At 71.0% G+C, this 16445-nt stretch carries 18 protein-coding genes; 10 read left to right on the plus strand and 8 right to left on the minus strand.

The features are described 5' to 3' along the window. Positions 1-5 precede the first annotated feature (5 nt). Both AC3B5L_RS12700 and AC3B5L_RS12705 read right to left on the minus strand, forming a co-directional pair. Positions 6-617 (minus strand): DUF3027 domain-containing protein, encoded by a 612-nt coding sequence (locus AC3B5L_RS12700; RefSeq protein ID WP_259951431.1) that lies wholly within the window; start codon positions 615-617, stop codon positions 6-8. Next, positions 601-981 (minus strand): cold-shock protein, encoded by a 381-nt coding sequence (locus AC3B5L_RS12705; RefSeq protein ID WP_025105533.1) that lies wholly within the window; start codon positions 979-981, stop codon positions 601-603. The genes AC3B5L_RS12700 and AC3B5L_RS12705 overlap by 17 nt, the downstream gene beginning before the upstream one ends. 114 nt (positions 982-1095) lie before the next feature. Here AC3B5L_RS12705 and AC3B5L_RS12710 point away from each other — a divergent pair, with 114 nt between their 5' ends. The 3 genes from AC3B5L_RS12710 to AC3B5L_RS12720 are packed head-to-tail and all read left to right on the plus strand — an operon-like array spanning position 1096 to position 4762. Further along, the gene (locus AC3B5L_RS12710) at positions 1096-1371 is read left to right on the plus strand and encodes a multidrug ABC transporter ATPase (protein WP_071328822.1); all 276 of its coding nucleotides are present in this window, start codon (positions 1096-1098) and stop codon (positions 1369-1371) included. A 10-nt stretch (positions 1372-1381) separates the two neighbouring features. After that, positions 1382-3085 (plus strand): helicase-associated domain-containing protein, encoded by a 1704-nt coding sequence (locus AC3B5L_RS12715; protein WP_259951428.1) that lies wholly within the window; start codon positions 1382-1384, stop codon positions 3083-3085. 36 nt (positions 3086-3121) lie between these two features. After that, positions 3122-4762, plus strand: a complete 1641-nt coding sequence (locus AC3B5L_RS12720) for a DNA repair helicase XPB (protein ID WP_259951427.1) — start codon at positions 3122-3124, stop codon at positions 4760-4762. Positions 4763-4778: 16 nt separating this feature from the next. Here AC3B5L_RS12720 and AC3B5L_RS12725 read toward each other — a convergent pair whose 3' ends face one another. Next, complete coding sequence (locus tag AC3B5L_RS12725; protein ID WP_259951426.1) at positions 4779-5786, minus strand: CPBP family intramembrane glutamic endopeptidase; 1008 nt, start codon at positions 5784-5786, stop codon at positions 4779-4781. A gap of 118 nt (positions 5787-5904) precedes the next feature. Here AC3B5L_RS12725 and AC3B5L_RS12730 point away from each other — a divergent pair, with 118 nt between their 5' ends. The 3 genes from AC3B5L_RS12730 to AC3B5L_RS12740 all read left to right on the plus strand — a co-directional run bounded on the left by AC3B5L_RS12730 (position 5905) and on the right by AC3B5L_RS12740 (position 8758). Then, the gene (locus AC3B5L_RS12730; RefSeq protein ID WP_025105529.1) at positions 5905-6597 is read left to right on the plus strand and encodes a response regulator transcription factor; all 693 of its coding nucleotides are present in this window, start codon (positions 5905-5907) and stop codon (positions 6595-6597) included. 61 nt (positions 6598-6658) lie between these two features. Further along, the gene (locus AC3B5L_RS12735; protein ID WP_259951424.1) at positions 6659-8347 is read left to right on the plus strand and encodes a sensor histidine kinase; all 1689 of its coding nucleotides are present in this window, start codon (positions 6659-6661) and stop codon (positions 8345-8347) included. A gap of 123 nt (positions 8348-8470) precedes the next feature. After that, positions 8471-8758: a WXG100 family type VII secretion target gene (locus AC3B5L_RS12740; RefSeq protein ID WP_187662068.1), complete on the plus strand. Its 288-nt coding sequence runs from the start codon at positions 8471-8473 to the stop codon at positions 8756-8758. Between the two features lie 77 nt (positions 8759-8835). Here AC3B5L_RS12740 and groL read toward each other — a convergent pair whose 3' ends face one another. From groL to AC3B5L_RS12760, 4 genes are all read right to left on the minus strand, one after another. Then, on the minus strand, positions 8836-10455 hold the full coding sequence (groL, locus tag AC3B5L_RS12745) for a chaperonin GroEL (protein ID WP_025105526.1): 1620 nt from the start codon (positions 10453-10455) through the stop codon (positions 8836-8838). A gap of 124 nt (positions 10456-10579) precedes the next feature. Then, on the minus strand, positions 10580-11146 hold the full coding sequence (locus tag AC3B5L_RS12750; RefSeq protein WP_311198669.1) for a LytR C-terminal domain-containing protein: 567 nt from the start codon (positions 11144-11146) through the stop codon (positions 10580-10582). A 70-nt stretch (positions 11147-11216) separates the two neighbouring features. Continuing rightward, a complete protein-coding gene (locus AC3B5L_RS12755; protein WP_259951423.1) occupies positions 11217-11477 on the minus strand; it encodes a DUF3263 domain-containing protein in 261 nt (86 codons plus the stop codon). A 9-nt stretch (positions 11478-11486) separates the two neighbouring features. After that, the gene (locus AC3B5L_RS12760) at positions 11487-12479 is read right to left on the minus strand and encodes a DUF2332 domain-containing protein (protein ID WP_259951422.1); all 993 of its coding nucleotides are present in this window, start codon (positions 12477-12479) and stop codon (positions 11487-11489) included. Between the two features lie 71 nt (positions 12480-12550). On the opposite strand from AC3B5L_RS12760, the gene msrB reads away from it, so the two are divergent. Then, positions 12551-12955: a peptide-methionine (R)-S-oxide reductase MsrB gene (gene msrB, locus AC3B5L_RS12765; protein WP_101848572.1), complete on the plus strand. Its 405-nt coding sequence runs from the start codon at positions 12551-12553 to the stop codon at positions 12953-12955. Next, on the plus strand, positions 12952-13635 hold the full coding sequence (locus AC3B5L_RS12770) for a nitroreductase family protein (RefSeq protein WP_396818000.1): 684 nt from the start codon (positions 12952-12954) through the stop codon (positions 13633-13635). Before msrB ends, AC3B5L_RS12770 begins: the two co-directional genes overlap by 4 nt. Here the strand turns inward: AC3B5L_RS12770 and AC3B5L_RS12775 are convergent. Further along, positions 13632-14546: a DMT family transporter gene (locus AC3B5L_RS12775; RefSeq protein WP_490096409.1), complete on the minus strand. Its 915-nt coding sequence runs from the start codon at positions 14544-14546 to the stop codon at positions 13632-13634. The two genes, AC3B5L_RS12770 and AC3B5L_RS12775, sit on opposite strands and share 4 nt — an antisense overlap. Before the next feature lie 164 nt (positions 14547-14710). Here AC3B5L_RS12775 and AC3B5L_RS12780 point away from each other — a divergent pair, with 164 nt between their 5' ends. Continuing rightward, entirely contained in the window at positions 14711-15622 is a 912-nt protein-coding gene (locus tag AC3B5L_RS12780; RefSeq protein WP_259951421.1) for an ABC transporter ATP-binding protein, read from the plus strand. Next, positions 15619-16443 carry an ABC transporter permease gene (locus tag AC3B5L_RS12785; RefSeq protein ID WP_259951420.1) on the plus strand — a complete coding sequence of 275 codons (825 nt, stop codon included), beginning with the start codon at positions 15619-15621 and terminating at the stop codon, positions 16441-16443. The genes AC3B5L_RS12780 and AC3B5L_RS12785 overlap by 4 nt, the downstream gene beginning before the upstream one ends. The last annotated feature ends 2 nt before the right edge of the window (positions 16444-16445 follow it).

Genomic DNA, 16445 nt, shown 5'->3' on the forward strand with positions numbered 1-16445 from the left:
CCGCCTCACTCCTCTTCGTCGCCGGCGTCCGCATCGCGGGCGTCGGCGTCGTCGTCTTCGGAGTCCTCTGCCTCGTCGTCCTCGTCGTCCTCGTCGGACGCGTCGAGCTCGTCGTCCTGATCGGACGGGTCGAGCTCGTCGATGTCCACGCCGTCGAGGTCTCCGGCATGGAGGATGTCGGAGCCGTCCTCGTCGAGTTCGTCATCGTCGATGCCGTCGTCGTCGAGGTCGCCGTCAGCGTCCTCTTCTTCCCCGTCGGCGTTCTCACCACCGGCAGCGGCGGCCTCGGCCAGCTCCGCCTGGTGTGCGCGGTACTCGGCGAGGCGTTCCGCCCACGGCACCCACTCCGGGGCCAGCAGAGCACCGTCGCCGGGGAGCAGCTCGACCTCGAGGACGGTGGGCTCCTCGTCCTCGACACGGGCGACCGTCACCGTCCAGTACCAGCCGGGGTAGCCGGGGAGCCGGTTCTCGAATCGCAGGGAGACGGATCCGTCCTCCTCCGGCGTGAAGCCGGCAGCCGGCCCGACCGTGGCGGCAGGGGTGATCTCGCGCAGGGCGGCGAGCGCGAGGTCGTGCGCCTCGACGAGCCGCGCGTCGGCGTCAGGCTTCGAGGTCATCGGCGACCTTGCGCAGGACGGCCGCGATCTTGCGGCCGTGGCTCGAGGAGGGGTAGCGGCCGCGGCGCAGGTCGCCGCCGATGCCGTCGAGGAGCTTCACGAGATCCTCGATGATGATCGCCATGTCGTCGGCGGGCTTGCGCTTCGCCTTCGCGAGACTGGGCGGCGCTTCGAGCACCCGGACCGACAGCGCCTGGAGACCGCGCTTGCCGTCGGCCACGCCGAACTCCACGCGCGCACCCGCCTTCACCGCGGTGCCGGCCGGCATCGCGGAGGCGTGCAGGAAGACGTCCTGGCCGTCATCGCTGGCGATGAAGCCGAAACCCTTGTCTTCGTCGTAGAACCTGACCTTGCCGGTGGGCATGGGAGAACCTCGCTGGATCGAATGCGGACGGAGCGCGCTCGTGCGCGTGTCCCCCAGCCTACCGGTCACGGGCGGAACGGAACCGCTCCCGCGCGTGCGAGTAGGCTGGGGCGGATGAGTACGCAGAGTCCCGGACCGGAGGTCCCCATCCGTCGGATCGACCGCATCCTGGCGTTCACCGCGCTCGGTATCGCGGCCGCGTCGGTGATCTGCTTCTTCGTCATCATCATCGGCACCGCGCTCGGCATGGACAGGGCCGCGTTCGGTGAGGGCCTGTGGCCGGTGATCGCCGCGATCCCCTACTGGGGGCTGCCGCTCGCCTTCGTCATGATCATCGTGCTGCTGGTGATGAGCTTCGTGCGGAAGGGTCGCGCCGAGTCGCGTCGCTGAGGCCGCATCGATGAGCACGCACGCACGCCCGTTGGCCGACGACCTGGCCGCGGCGAGCGATGACGAGCTGACGGCGCTGCTGACCGCGCGCGGTGTGCGTCCCGATGTCGCCTGGCAGGATCTCTTCGACGCGGCCGAGGCCCTGCTGGACGCCGCGTCGATCGGCCGTGCGCTGCCCGCTCTGACCGCCGCGGAGGCCGCCGCGCTCGTCGACGCCGTGGCGGGAGACGGAGCCGGCGCCGGCCGCGAGCGTCTGACCGCGCTCGCCCTGCTCCGCGCCGACGGCACACCGCACCCGCCCGTCGCCGAGGCGGTGGCCGGGAGGTCTCGGCCTGCTCCCCTCGACGAGACCCCCGCACCGGCAGCGGAGGAGTCCGTCTCCGCGCACGCCGCGGAGCGCGCCTTCACCACCGTCGGCGTGCTCGCCGACATCCTGCTCCTCGCCAGGGAGCAGCCGTTCACCCTCCTCATGGGCGGTGCGGTGAGCGCGGGCCAGAAGCGTCAGCTCACCGAGACGGGCCTCGATGTCGAGAGCGTCGATCCGCTGGTGGCGCTCGCCGTGCGCGCCGGTCTCGCCGCTCCCGTCGAGCGCCTGCTGCGCACCACCCCGGCCGCTGAGGACTGGCTCCGTTCCCCCGCGCCCGCACGCTGGAACCTCCTGGCCACCGCCTTCCGTGACACGCTCCCCCGCGGGATCCGCACGGCGACGGGAGGGTGGCTGCCGCCGAGTCAATGGCCCCTCGCCCATCCCTGGGATCCGGCCTGGCCGGAGGAGGCGGCTCGACAGTTCGAGGCCGCTCGTCTTCTCGGCCTCATCGCGGAGGACGGCTCCGAGCCCCCGTGGTCCGCGGCGCTGCGGCGCGGCGAGGCGGCCGATCCCTCCGCCCTTTCGGCGCTCCTACCCGCGGAGGTGGACCGGATCTTCCTCCAGAACGACCTCACCGCGATCGCGCCGGGCCCCCTGCAGCCTGCCCTGGACGTGCGGCTGCGGACCATGGCCCGTCGGGAGTCCGCCTCCCAGGCCTCGTCGTACCGCTTCACCACGGAGTCGGTCGCACATGCGTTCGCCGCAGGGGAGGACGAGGCCTCGATCCTGGGGTTCCTCGGCGAGATCTCGCTCACGGGCATTCCGCAGCCCCTCGGCTACCTCGTCGCGCAGACCGGCCAACGCCACGGACTCGTGCGGGTCTCCGTGGACGAGGAGACGGGGCGCACGCGGGTGGAGAGCACGGACGCGCACCTCCTCGAAGCCATGGCGGTCGACCAGTCGCTCCGGCCGCTCGGGCTCACCGCGCACGTCGGCTCGCTGACGACCAAGGTCGGGCAGGACACGGTCTACTGGGCGCTGACCGACGCCAGGTACCCCGCGACCCTCGTCGATCGCGACGGGACCGTCGCTGTACGCACGCGACACCCGGCTGCCGTACCCGACCCCGCCCCCGCCCCCGACTACGCACCGCTGATCGCGCGGCTGCGCGAACGCCAGGGACCCGACGCGGACGCCGCGTGGCTGGACAGGGAGCTGGAGGCGGCGGTGCGCGCGAAGGCCGTGCTGCGGGTGACGGTCGGCATGCCGGACGGATCCACCAGGGACCTCCTCCTCGAGGCCACCGGGATCGGCGGCGGACGGCTGCGGGGAAGGGACAGGGCGGCCGATGTCGAGCGCACCCTGCCCGTGTCGAGCATCCGCGCCGCGACCGTCGTCCCGACCTAGGCCCCGTGCAGCCACGGGCCGGTAGACTGGTCAGCTATGTCTGATGGCCCCCTGATCGTCCAGAGCGACCGCACCGTGCTCCTCGAGGTCGCCCACGCCGACGCCGAGAGCGCCCGCCACGAGCTCGCGATCTTCGCCGAGCTGGAGCGCGCACCCGAGCACATCCACACCTACCGGATCACGCGGCTCGGGCTGTGGAACGCCCGCGCCGCCGGACATACCGCCGAGGACATGCTGGAGACGCTCGACCGGTGGTCGCGCTTTCCCGTCCCGCCCTCGGTCGCCGTCGACCTGCGCGAGACGGTCAACCGGTACGGCCGCCTGGTCATCGAGCGCGACGATGAAGGCGTGCTCATCCTGCGCTCGACCGACCCCGCCGTGCTGGCCCAGGTCGCGAACAACAAGCGCATCCAGCCGCTGCTCATCGGGCACCCGACCCCGGAGACGTTCGTCGTGGACGCCTGGGCCCGCGGGCAGATCAAGCAGGAGCTGCTGAAGATCGGCTGGCCGGCGGAGGACCTCGCCGGCTACACGCCAGGAACCCCTCACGAGATCGAGCTCGCCGAGGACGGGTGGGCCATCCGTCCGTATCAGCAGGACGCCGTCGACGCCTTCTCGAAGGACGGCTCCGGCGTGGTCGTGCTCCCCTGCGGTGCGGGCAAGACGATCGTCGGCGCCGGGGCCATGGCGGCCACCAAGACGACGACCCTCATCCTCGTGACGAACACGGTGTCCGCGCGGCAGTGGCGGGACGAGCTGCTCAAGCGCACCAGCCTCACCCCCGAGGAGATCGGCGAGTACTCCGGGCAGGCCAAGGAGGTCAAACCCGTCACGATCGCGACGTACCAGATCCTCACCGCGAAGCGGAAGGGCGAGTACGCGCACCTCGCCCTCCTCGACGCGCTGGACTGGGGCCTCATCGTGTACGACGAGGTGCACCTGCTGCCGGCGCCCGTGTTCAAGCTCACCGCCGACCTCCAGGCCCGCCGCCGGATCGGCCTCACCGCGACCCTGGTCCGCGAGGACGGCCGCGAGGGCGACGTCTTCAGCCTGATCGGCCCGAAGCGCTTCGACGCCCCCTGGAAGCAGATCGAGGCGCAGGGCTTCATCTCCCCCGCCGCCTGCTTCGAGGTGCGAGTCGACCTTCCCCCGGCGGACCGCCTGGAGTACGCGGCGGCCACCGACGACGAGCGCTACCGGCTCGCGGCCTCCGCCCCGGCCAAGATCGACGCGGTGCGCGAGCTGATCGCGGCTCACCAGGGCGAGCAGATCCTCGTCATCGGCCAGTACCTCGACCAGCTCGACGCGCTCTCGCAGGCGCTCGATGCCCCGCAGATCACCGGGTCCACTCCGGTCGAGGAGCGGGAAGAGCTGTACCGGGCATTCCGGGAGGGCGACATCTCGCTGCTCGTGGTGTCCAAGGTCGCGAACTTCTCCATCGACCTCCCCGAGGCATCGGTCGCCATCCAGGTGTCCGGCTCGTTCGGCTCCCGGCAGGAGGAGGCCCAGCGTCTCGGGCGCCTTCTCCGTCCGAAGCAGTCCGGCCACACCGCGAGCTTCTACACGCTCGTGGCACGCGACACGATCGACCAGGACTACGCGCAGAACCGGCAGCGGTTCCTCGCGGAGCAGGGGTACAGCTACACGATCATGGACGCCGAGGCGATCGCCGCCTGACGGCGGTGACGGCCGCTCAGCCGCGCAGCATCCGCGGGAGCTGATGCGTGCCCGCGGCGCCGTCGGTGATCGCTGCGGTCCGCTCGATGCCCCGGCGGCGGGCCCAGCGGTCGGCGACGACGGCGAAGACGAGCATCGCCAGCGCGGAGCCGAGGAGATCGACGGGCGTGCCCGAGGTCGCGTTCGCATCGACCACGGCGACGGAGCCGAGCAGGAAGATCAGCAGATTGTTGACGATGTGGAGCGAGATCGCCGCCTCCAGACCGCCCGTGCGCCACGTCAGCCAGGCGGCGACGACGGCGAAGAGGCCGACGCTCGCCGCACCCCAGACGTCGTAGCCGTGCCCCAGCACGAACAGCGGCACCGGCAGCAGGATCGCGAAGGCGGGGTGCCTCAGCCAGCTCCCGACGAGCTGCATGAGGTACCCCCGGAAGACGTACTCCTCCGCTGCGGCCTGGAACGGGATCAGCACGAGCAGGAGCACCACCATGAGCAGCAGCCCCGGGTGGGAGAAGTCGGGCGTCACCGCGTCGCCGGCGGCGGCCGACCAGCCGAGCACCACGGCGAAGTAGACCACGAACACGGCGAGCGCCAGCACGAGGGTCCGGCCGAGCCACCCCATCCGCAGCCGCCCGGTGACCGAGGAGAGCAGGCCGACGCCCCGCCCCTGCACCACCCGCGAGGCGAGCAGCAGCGCCGGGATCATGAGGATGAGCGGGAGCACGAGCGCCACGAGGAGCCACGGACGGTCGAGCTGGAAGTAGGCGGTGGTCCGGAACATCATCTGCAGTTCCGCCGCCCAGCCCGGGACGAGGGCGGACACGACGACCAGCGGCACGATCACGAGCACGAGGATCGCGAGGTAGAACGCGATGCCGAGGAGCCCGGTGAGCAGCGGCTTCCACCACCGGGGGCGCGGGCGGAGGAGCGCCAGACGGTGGTACTCGAGCCCTCCGTCGGACCCCTCAGGAGACGCGGCGGACGGGGTGACGGGGGCGGCGGTGGCGTCCTCGATCGAACTCATGCCTCGATCCTCCCCCGACCGCCTGTGCAGCACATCCACCTGCCGACGGATCGACCGCATCCACGCCGTTCCGCAGGATAATCAGCCCGCGCATGGCCGAAGTCACCATAATGGGGTCATGACTGCTGCGCGCATCCTGGTCGTCGACGACGAGCCCAACATCCGCGACCTGCTCTCCACGGGTCTCAGCTTCGCCGGGTTCCAGGTGAAGACGGTGGCCAACGGCGCCGCCACGATCTCCGCCGTCCTCGAAGAGGAGCCGGACCTCATCATCCTCGACGTCATGCTCCCCGACATGAACGGGTTCAGCGTGACCAAGCGCCTCCGCGGCGCCGGCTTCACCGCACCCATCCTCTTCCTCACGGCCAAGGACGGCACGGAGGACAAGATCGAGGGACTCAACGCCGGCGGCGACGACTACGTCACCAAGCCGTTCAGCCTGGACGAGATCGTCGCCAGGGCCCAGGCCATCCTCCGCCGCACGATGCAGGCCGACGAGGAGTCGATCATCCGCGCCGGCGAGCTGTCGATGGACCAGGACACGCACGACGTGCACGTCGGCAAGGAGCCGATCGACCTGAGCCCGACCGAGTTCAAGCTCCTGCGCTACCTCATGCTGAACCCGAACCGGGTGCTGTCGAAGGCGCAGATCCTCGACCATGTCTGGGAGTACGACTTCAACGGCGATGCCGGCATCGTGGAGAGCTACATCTCGTACCTCCGCCGCAAGATCGACCCGCACACCGAGGAGTCGCTGATCCAGACGAAGCGCGGCTTCGGGTACATGCTCAAGGTGGGCAAGACGGTCTGAGACCGTCAAGTCCGCACCCGCCGTCCCCGGACGGCACCGCCGTCGCAGCAGGGAGGACCGCATGGCGCACAAGCCGGATGCGGTCACCGCGTGGTGGCGGCGCATCAGCCTCCGCGCCAAGGTCACCGGCGTCACCGTGGCCGTCCTCGCGCTCGGCCTCCTCGTCGCGGGCATCGGGACCGTACCGCTGCTGCGGAACGCCCTGGTGGAGAACATCAACGCGCAGCTCCCTGCGCTGGTGACCAGCGACCTCGTCAACCGGTACTTCGACACGACGACGATCGACGGCGTCACCACCTACACGCCGAGAGACGAGAAGCCGCGTGACTTCTCGTTCGCGGTCTACGACGCGGAGGGCACCCTCCGCGCGACCGCGCCGAGCGCGTCGGGCCGAGCTCCGGTCTTCCCCGCCGAGTACTCGCTCTCCGACGCCCAGGCGAATGAGGAGCAGGTCCTCGCGCTCGAGGACGCGGACGGCGGCGTCTACCACGCTGCTGCCGCGGTCGTGCAGCAGGAGGGCGACCCGCTCAGCATCCAGATGGTGGCGCTCCCCCTCGCCGAAGCCGACCGCATCATCAGTCAGTACTTCGGCATCTACATCACCATCGCCCTCATCACGATCTTCGTCGCAGCGCTGCTCACCCGCGGCCTCGTGACGCTGACCTTCCGACGGCTCGGGCAGGTGGAGCAGACCGCCATGTCGATCGCCGCCGGCGACTTCCGACAGCGGCTCACCGACCTGGAGCCGACCACCGAGGTCGGCCGCCTCAATGCGGCCATCAACACGATGCTGGACCGCGTCGACCGGTCCCTCGCCCAACGCGACCGCACGGTGCAGCACATGCGCCGGTTCATCGGAGACGCCAGTCACGAGCTGCGGACCCCGCTCGTCAGCGTGCGCGGGTACGCCGAGCTGTACCGCATGGGCGCGATCAAGGGCGAGGAGGACACCGCTCGGGCGATGGAGCGCATCGAGAAGGAGGCGATCCGCATGGGCGTGCTCGTGGAGGATCTCCTCGCGCTCGCACGGCTGGACGAGGAGCGCGAGCCGGAGATCGTCCCTCTCGACCTCCGCCCCATCGCCCGCGACGCCGCCCTCGACGTGCGCGCCGCGGCGCCCGGACGCGTGATCTCCGTGATCGACCGGACGGTCGAGAACGTCCCGACCGCCCCCATCCGCACGCCCGTGGTGCCCATCGCCCAGGACCCCGCACCCAAGACCCGGCCCCGGGCCACCCTGTCGCGGCTGCGCCGCCGTCCGCGCACGGCGGAGCAGCCCCCCGCCATCGACTTCACCGAGGTCGCGGACATCCCGGTCCGGACGCCGCCGATCGTGCTCGGCGAGGAGAACAAGGTCCGCCAGGTGGTCACGAATCTCCTGGGGAACGCGCGCCGCTTCTCCCCGGAGGACAGTCCGATCGAGATCGTGGTGGACTCGGACCGCGTCGCCGGGACCGCGAGCATCTCGATCGTCGATCACGGCGAGGGTGTCCCCCCGCAGATCCGGGAGCAGATCTTCGAGCGGTTCTGGCGCGCCGACACGTCCCGGGCACGGGAGACCGGTGGATCCGGTCTCGGGCTCGCCATCGTCGCCTCCATCCTCAAGGCTCTGAACGGCGACATCGCGGTCTCCGAGAGCCCTGGAGGCGGAGCCACCTTCACCGTGACGCTGCCACTGGCGCCGGCGCGCTCGACCCCGGAGCATCTCCTCGAGGACACGCAGCCGCTCGACCGCCTCGACCTGCCGTAACCGCCTCTTCTGCACAGTCGGCTCGCACCGCGGCGTTCTCCCGTCCGCGGTGCCGCGCTCCCTCTCCGGGCGCCCCGGGACTGCCGCCTGCGTATCGTCGGGGTTTCCTCGAAGGGAGTTCCCATGACCGTCTTCACCGTCGACACCGACGCCGTCCACGCGGCCGAAGCCGCGACGCGCGCCACCATCGAGCGTCTGCGCGCCGAATCCGCCACCCTCATGTCGCAGCTCAGGCACTTGCAGACCGCCTGGGTCGGCACCGCCGCCACGGCGTTCCAGGGGTGCGCGGAGGAGTGGCAGGGCGCCCAGCAGCACGTCGAGCTCGTCCTGGACGGTATCGGCACCTCGCTCGGCGCCGTGGCCACCCAGTACGCCGACGCAGATCAGTACTCGGCGAGCCTGTTCCGCTGAGGGACACGCAGAAAGCCCCCGGCCGGAGCCGGGGGCTTTCTGTCGGTGAGACCGGGGTCTCCGATCCTGTCAGAGGATCAGAAGTCCATGCCGCCCGTGGGGTCACCCGCGGGAGCAGCAGCCTTCTCCGGCTTGTCGGCGACGACGGCCTCCGTCGTCAGGAACAGACCGGCGATCGACGCGGCGTTCTGCAGCGCGGAACGCGTGACCTTCGCCGGGTCGATGATGCCCTGTGCGAACATGTCGCCGTACTCGCCGCTGGCGGCGTTCAGGCCCTGGCCCGCGGGGAGCTCGGACACCTTGTTGGCGACGACGCCCGGCTCGAGACCGGCGTTCAGCGCGATCTGCTTCAGCGGAGCCTCGATCGCGACGCGCACGATGTTCGCACCGGTCGCCTCGTCGCCCTCGAGCGAGAGAGCGTCGAGCGCCTTCGTGCCGGACTGGATGAGCGCGACGCCACCACCGGGGACGATGCCCTCCTCGACGGCCGCCTTCGCGTTGCGGACGGCGTCCTCGATGCGGTGCTTGCGCTCCTTGAGCTCGACCTCGGTCGCAGCGCCGGCCTTGATGACGGCCACGCCACCGGCGAGCTTCGCCAGGCGCTCCTGCAGCTTCTCGCGGTCGTAGTCGCTGTCGGTGTTCTCGATCTCGCGACGGATCTGCGTGACGCGACCCTCGATCTGGTCGGCCTCGCCGGCACCCTCGACGATCGTGGTCTCGTCCTTGGTGACGATGACCTTGCGCGCACGGCCGAGCAGGTCGAGCGTGGCGTTCTCGAGCTTGAGGCCCACCTCTTCGGTGATGACCTGGCCGCCCGTGAGGATCGCGATGTCCTGCAGCTGCGCCTTACGGCGGTCGCCGAAGCCGGGAGCCTTGACGGCGACCGACTTGAAGATGCCCTTGAGCTTGTTCAGCACGAGGGTCGCGAGGGCCTCACCCTCGACGTCCTCGGCGATGATGACGAGCTCCTTGCCGTCCTGGATCACCTTGTCGACGATGGGCAGGAGGTCCTTGATGTTGGAGACCTTCTGGTTCGCGATGAGGATGTACGGGTCCTCGAAGACGGCTTCCTGGCGCTCCGGGTCCGTGACGAAGTACGGGTTCAGGTAGCCCTTGTCGAAGCGCATGCCCTCGGTGAGCTCGAGCTCGGTGCCGAAGGTCTGCGACTCCTCGACGGTGACCACACCCTCCTTGCCGACCTTGTCGATGGCCTCGGCGATGAGCTCGCCGATCGCCGGGTCGGCGGCCGAGATGGAGGCGGTCGCGGCGATCTGCTCCTTGGAGTCGATCTCCTTCGCCGTGCTCAGCAGCTCCTCGGTGATCGCGGCGACGGCCTTCTCGATGCCGCGCTTGAGCGAGATGGGGTCGGCGCCGGCCGCGACGTTGCGCAGCCCCTCGCGGACCAGGGCCTGGGCGAGCACCGTGGCGGTCGTCGTGCCGTCACCGGCGACGTCGTCGGTCTTCTTGGCGACCTCCTTGACGAGCTCCGCGCCGATCTTCTCGTACGGGTCGTCCAGCTCGATCTCCTTGGCGATGGAGACACCGTCGTTCGTGATCGTGGGGGCGCCCCACTTCTTCTCGAGCACGACGTTGCGACCACGCGGGCCGAGGGTCACCTTGACCGCGTCGGCGAGGATGTTGAGGCCACGCTCGAGGCCGCGGCGGGCCTCCTCATCGAAGGCGATGATCTTTGCCATGAGTTTTGTCGTCCCTCCTGGACGTAGACGGTGGGTTTAGCACTCAGAGTGAGAGAGTGCTAACGCCATTCTGGCACTCGACACCATCGAGTGCAAGCCGCACGATCCGGGAGGGAGACGGGCGTCAGGGCGCGGGAGTCTCGGGCACCGACGCGGCCCGGTCGACGCCGATCACGATGGTGAGCTGCTTCTGCCCGTCCTCCGTCTGGCCGGCGTAGTAGTCGCTCTGCTGCACCTCGGCACCGCCGATGACGCCGGCGAGGCCCTTCGCCGCCTCCTCGTCCTCGGCGCTGACGTAGTAGACGGTCGTGGTCTCGAAGTCGTCGCTGGCGCTGTCGCTGGCGAGCACGGTCGCCGCCGCCCACCCGGCGTTGATGAGGGTGTCGCGCATCTGATCGTCCAGCCCGCTGTCCGGGGTCGCGTTGAGGATGAGCACCGAATAGCTCGGGTCGATCACCCCGGTCTGCTCAGGCGTGGGGGCCGCGGACGGCGCCGCCTCCGGGAAGAGGTCGATCCGTCCCATGACGGCCAGGGCGCCGAAGATGCCGGCGATGATGAGCACGAGAGCGGCGACGAACGACCACAGCAGCACGACCCAGCCGTTCATGCCCGGGGCTTCGGCGCGGTGTGCTCCCACGCGTCCGGTGGAACGGGGGACCTCGTCGAAACGGTCACGGGGGGGCTTGGACACCCCTCGATGCTAGCGGCACGTCCCTGGCAAACCGTTCCGCGACGAGCCCGATCGCGTGCCGCGGGTCGGGTCAGCCCGTGAAGCCGGGGACCCGCGCCGACCGCCGGGCGCTCCTGGCATCCCGCAGCCGACGCAGGCGGCCGACGAGGATCGGATCGAAGGCGAGGGCCGCCTCCGAGTCGATGAGCCGACCGAGGAGCTGGTAGTAGCGCGCCGCACTCATCCCCAGCCGCGTACGGATGACCTCCTCCTTCATGCCGCCGTGGCGCGGCCAGGCGGCCTCCAGGGCGAGGATCGCGCGATCGCGCTCCGTGAGGTGGTCTGCGGGCATGTCCTCAGGTTAGGTCGTGGTCGGCGTTTCGCCCGCGCGCCACTCCCACCGGGCGCCGAGCGGATCGGCAGCGGCGCGCACCCGACCGTCGAGCGCGACGACGAACCCGGGCCACGTCTCCGCGGCGACCGGCGGATCCCAGACGTCGAGCAGGGCGGGCGGGTCGATCGTGACCCAGTGCGCGGGGAGCGCCGCGATCCTCGCGACCAGCGCCTCCCGCTCCGCCCGCGGGATGTGCACGAGAACGCCCGGCGTCGTGATCACCAGCGTGGCGTCCGCCGGGGCGGCCCGCGCCAGGTCCTCCAGGTGGACAGCCGCGTCTCCGGCGACGAGAAGAGGCGGGTCGGCGGCCGCGATGTCGAGAGCGGCCGTGATGCGCTGCTCCCTCCCCTCCTCGCCCGGCCACACGAGAGCGCGCAGCCAGCGCCGATCCTCGTCGTCGGCGGCGTCCAGCGGCGCGAGGTCGATCCCCGCACGCCACACGACCTCGGGCATCCGCAGCGACGGCAGGTCGCCGGAGACGACGCTCTCGAGCACCACCGACGAGGGGCCGTCGAGGGGATCGAGCGCCTGACGGACGAGTCCGTCTCCGTCGATGACGCGATACGAATAGCGATCGGGGTACAGGCAGAGGCCGGCGGAGGCGCCGACCTCCAGCAGAGCGAGGGGTCCGTCGATCTCGGAGAGCACCGGGAGCAGCGCGGCGGTACGCAGCGGCTCGTTGGTCTGGAGCGCGCGCCGTGTGCATTCCTCGACGAGCCGGTCGGCGTGCGCGAGGACGAAGCGACGCCACTCCGAGTACGGCCCATGACCGGCTCCGAGCAGGCGGGACACGGCGAAGACGAGGGGAGGCTGACGTCGGGTCGCGGGGATCCGCTGGAGGAGGCGTGTGATCTCCTGGTCTTCGGCGACCCCCGTCGCCCACTCCGCATACAGGGCGCTGCGCCCCGGCGCCTCCATCGCGGCGAATCGGGCATAGCGCTCGTGCACGGCGTCGGTCATTCGTCCATTCTGACGCGGAGCGCCACGAAGGCTCCGCACAAGGGAGAATGGAAGGGACTCAGGAGGACACGATGCCCTACAGCGTGAACAAGACCGAAGACGAGTGGCGCGAAGAGCTCGGCGAGGAGCAGTACGCCGTGCTGCGCCAGGCGGCGACCGAGCGCGCCTGGACCGGTGAGCTGCTCGACGAGGAGCGCGCCGGCCTCTACACCTGCGGCGCCTGCGGTGCGGAGCTCTTCAAGAGCGGCACCAAGTTCGACTCGGGCTGCGGCTGGCCGAGCTTCTACGAGTCGGTCCGCCCGGACGCGGTGGAGCTGCTCGAGGACGACAGCCTCGGCATGGTCCGTACCGAGGTCCGGTGCGCGTCGTGCGGCTCGCACCTCGGCCACGTCTTCCCGGACGGCTTCGGCACGCCCACCGGTGACCGCTACTGCATGAACTCGATCGCGCTGAACTTCACTCCCGACGAGTCGTGAGCGCCCTCGACGCCGTCCGCGCACGGCAGTCCTGGTCGAAGGTCGGCGACACCGCTCCCGGACGTGAGGAGCTGGTGACGCTCGTCGGCGCCGCCGGCCGCGTCGCCGACCACTCGTCGCTGCGCCCCTGGCGTCTGATCGAACTCCGCGGCGCGGACCGTGAGGCGCTCGGCGCCGCGATCGCCGAGGCGCAGGGGGACGCGGAGCCGTCCACGAAGCCGCTGCGTGCTCCGCTCCTCATCGCGGTGGTCGCGAGCTACCGCCCGAGCGAGAAGGTACCGCGCTGGGAGCAGGAGGCGGTGGCGTCCGGCGTCGCCCATGTGCTGAGCCTGCTGCTCGATGAGGCGGGGTGGGGCGTCATCTGGCGCACTGGGCACTACACGCGCTCGGAGCCGGTCGCGCGGATGCATGGACTGGGTCCGGACGAGGAACTCCTCGGGTGGCTCTACATCGGCGCGAAGCCGGAGGGCAAGAGCCCGGGCCGACGCAAGACCGTCGACGCCCGCACCCTCCTGACCCGCCCGCCGAAGCTCTCCGCCGAAGCCCGGGCGGCTGCGGAGGAAGCCGCGCGGGAGGCCGCGGACAAGAAGGCCGCCACGGCGGAGAAGAAGGCCCGCAAGAAGGCCCGCAAGAAGGCGAAGAAGAAGGCGAAGAAGGCCGCCAGGAAGAGCGGTTCCTAGAGCCGGCGGCGACGCCAGGGCACCGCGACGAGGACCGAGCCGACCGCAACGATCACCATCGCGATCACCTGCCACAGTGCCGGTCCCGCCTGCGCCGGCCAGAGCAGGTCGATCACGACGGACGTGACGAGCTGCCCGAGCACCGAGCCCAGGCCCATCAGCAGCACGCCCGTGTGCGCGACGATGAACGCGCCGAGCAGGATGTACCCCGCTCCCAGGAACCCGCCGAGGTAGAGCCAGGGCTCGGTCGGCAGCGCGGCTGGCCACCCCCGCACCGCGACGCTGGTGCCGGCGGCGACCGCCAGCACCAGGGTGCCCGCGATGAAGCTCATCAGGGTGGCGGCGATCGGCGACTGCACGCGCTGGGCCAGCCGCCCGTTGGTCGCCGCCTGCCAGGCGATGCCCACGCCGGCGGCGAACGGAAGCAGCAGCATCCACAGCGGGGCGGTCGCGAGCACATTGCCGGAGAGGGAGATGCCGACCGCGGCGAGGGCCAGCACGCCGCCCATCACGCGACCGGGGGTCACGGCCACGACGCCGGCCGGGCCGAAGCCGATGCGGTCGAGGACGAGGCCGTGCAGGGTCTGTCCCGCGACGACGCCGACGGTGAAGAGCGAGACGCCGAGGATCCCCGCCGTCAACCCCTGAGTGGACACGGTGAGCGCACCGCAGGCACCGCCGAGGAGCATCCAGAACGGGATGCTGCGCTCCCGGATCCCCCGTCCGAGGCGCATCGCGCCGCGCCGGGCGAAGGGCAGGAACGAGATGACCACGGCGAGCGCCACGAGCCCGACGGCGAAGGACAGGAAACCGGCGACGATGCCGTTGTCGACGCGCACGCCCAGCACGCCGTTGATGCGCGCCTGGACCGCGGTCATGACCCCGATCGCGACGGCTCCCCCGAGGGCCAGAGGAGCGGGGAGTCGGCGGGCGGGGGTCACCTGTCGACACTATCGGAGCGACGCAGCCCACCCGTCCTCCCCCACACGGTCCTCCCGGAGGACGATCCCACCGCTTCCGGGAATCGTCCTCCGGGAGGACGCGCCGCGACCCGCCGATCCGTAGCGTGGAGCCCATGATCACCGCAGAAGGCCTCACCAAGAGATTCGGGGACAAGACCGCCGTGGACGGCGTGTCCTTCACCGTGCAGCCCGGCAGCGTCACCGGCTTCCTCGGACCGAACGGCGCAGGGAAGTCGACGACCATGCGCATGATCGTCGGGCTCGACCGTCCGACGGCCGGGACGGCGACCGTCGCCGGGCGGGAGTACCGCAAGCTCCGCGCACCGCTCACCGAGGTGGGCGTGCTGCTGGATGCGAAGGCGGTGCACACCGGACGGACGGCGCGCGATCACCTCCGCGCGATGGCCGCCACGCACGGCATCCCCACCTCCCGCGTCGACGAGGTCATCGAGCTCGCCGGCATCGGCTCGGTCGCCCGGAAGCGCGCCGGGAAGTTCTCCCTCGGCATGGGGCAGCGCCTGGGGATCGCCTCCGCACTGCTGGGCGATCCGCATACCCTCATCCTCGACGAGCCCGTCAACGGCCTCGACCCCGAGGGCGTCCGCTGGGTGCGGCAGTTCGTGCGACACGCCGCCTCCGAGGGCCGGACGGTGCTGCTGTCGAGTCACCTCATGAGCGAGATGGCGCAGACCGCCGACCATGTCATCGTGATGGGACGGGGCAAGGTCCTCGCCGATGCCCCGCTCGCCGAGCTGGTCCGTTCGTGGACGACCAACCGCGTGCGCGTGCGGACGCCGCGCCCGACCGACCTCGTGGCCGCCGTGGGCGGTCCCGACGTGGAGATCGTCAGCGCGGCTCCCGATCTGCTCGACATCGCTGGGATCCCGGCGGCGCGCATCGGCGACCTCGCCGCGGAGCGGGGGATCCCGCTGCACGAACTCACCCCGACCACCGGATCCCTCGAAGAGGCCTACCTCGCCCTCACCGGCGACGCCGTCGAGTACCGCACGAAGGAGCTCTCATGACCGCCGCCCCCGCCGTGACGACCCCGGCCGTCGCACCCCCCGCCGCCGACTCCGGCCGGCGCCTCACGTTCGCGCGCGCAGTGCGAGGCGAGGCCATCAAGCTCACCACCCTCCGGTCGACGTGGTGGTCCATCGCGATCGCCGCCGTGCTCACGATCGGCATCGCCGTCCTCATCGCCCAGGCGATCGACGCCCCCGGGTTCGACCCGATCCAGGCCGTCGTCATGCCTATCCAGTTCACGATGCTGCTCGCCGGCATCATCGGCGCGATCTCGGTGACCGGGGAGTACTCCACGGGCATGATCCGCTCGACGCTGACAGCCGACCCGATCCGCGGGTCCGTGCTGCTGGCGAAGTCGCTCGTGCTCGCGGGCTTCCTGTTCGTGTCGTCGCTGGTCATCTTCGGTGCCGCGGCGGCGGCCGTCTCCGCCGTGGTCGCGGGACGCGAGCGGGGCATCGACTGGTCGGACCCCTCGAGCTCCGTCCTGCCGATCGTGGTCGCCTCGCTCGCCATGGCCGTCTTCGCGCTGATCGGTGTGGCCTTCGGCTTCATCCTGCGCTCGGGCGCCGGGGCGATCGCGGCGACGGTCGGTCTGCTGTTCGTGCTCCCGATCGTCGCGAGCTTCTTCTCGATGGCCGGCGAGGCCTGGGCCTGGGTGATCGACGCCTCGGCCTACCTGCCGGTCGCCGCCGCGCAGAACGCGATCCTGCCCGGTGACACGGCGACGCTCGACGCTCCGGTCGCCTACCTCACGCTGGGCTGCTGGGTGGTCGGCGGCCTGCTGGCCGCCTGGGCCGTCCTCCGCACGCGCGACGCGTAGGA

This window comes from Microbacterium sp. C-MGS6 (genome assembly GCF_058140415.1).

Excerpts from the sequence above, each read along its gene's own strand:
- AC3B5L_RS12700 (WP_259951431.1), bottom strand. The coding sequence starts at position 617 with ATGACCTCGAAGCCTGACGCCGACGCGCGGCTCGTCGAGGCGCACGAC.
- AC3B5L_RS12705 (WP_025105533.1), bottom strand. The coding sequence starts at position 981 with ATGCCCACCGGCAAGGTCAGGTTCTACGACGAAGACAAGGGTTTCGGC.
- AC3B5L_RS12710 (WP_071328822.1), top strand. The coding sequence starts at position 1,096 with ATGAGTACGCAGAGTCCCGGACCGGAGGTCCCCATCCGTCGGATCGAC.
- AC3B5L_RS12715 (WP_259951428.1), top strand. The coding sequence starts at position 1,382 with ATGAGCACGCACGCACGCCCGTTGGCCGACGACCTGGCCGCGGCGAGC.
- AC3B5L_RS12720 (WP_259951427.1), top strand. The coding sequence starts at position 3,122 with ATGTCTGATGGCCCCCTGATCGTCCAGAGCGACCGCACCGTGCTCCTC.
- AC3B5L_RS12725 (WP_259951426.1), bottom strand. The coding sequence starts at position 5,786 with ATGAGTTCGATCGAGGACGCCACCGCCGCCCCCGTCACCCCGTCCGCC.
- AC3B5L_RS12730 (WP_025105529.1), top strand. The coding sequence starts at position 5,905 with ATGACTGCTGCGCGCATCCTGGTCGTCGACGACGAGCCCAACATCCGC.
- AC3B5L_RS12735 (WP_259951424.1), top strand. The coding sequence starts at position 6,659 with ATGGCGCACAAGCCGGATGCGGTCACCGCGTGGTGGCGGCGCATCAGC.
- AC3B5L_RS12740 (WP_187662068.1), top strand. The coding sequence starts at position 8,471 with ATGACCGTCTTCACCGTCGACACCGACGCCGTCCACGCGGCCGAAGCC.
- groL (WP_025105526.1), bottom strand. The coding sequence starts at position 10,455 with ATGGCAAAGATCATCGCCTTCGATGAGGAGGCCCGCCGCGGCCTCGAG.
- AC3B5L_RS12755 (WP_259951423.1), bottom strand. The coding sequence starts at position 11,477 with ATGCCCGCAGACCACCTCACGGAGCGCGATCGCGCGATCCTCGCCCTG.
- AC3B5L_RS12760 (WP_259951422.1), bottom strand. The coding sequence starts at position 12,479 with ATGACCGACGCCGTGCACGAGCGCTATGCCCGATTCGCCGCGATGGAG.
- msrB (WP_101848572.1), top strand. The coding sequence starts at position 12,551 with ATGCCCTACAGCGTGAACAAGACCGAAGACGAGTGGCGCGAAGAGCTC.
- AC3B5L_RS12780 (WP_259951421.1), top strand. The coding sequence starts at position 14,711 with ATGATCACCGCAGAAGGCCTCACCAAGAGATTCGGGGACAAGACCGCC.
- AC3B5L_RS12785 (WP_259951420.1), top strand. The coding sequence starts at position 15,619 with ATGACCGCCGCCCCCGCCGTGACGACCCCGGCCGTCGCACCCCCCGCC.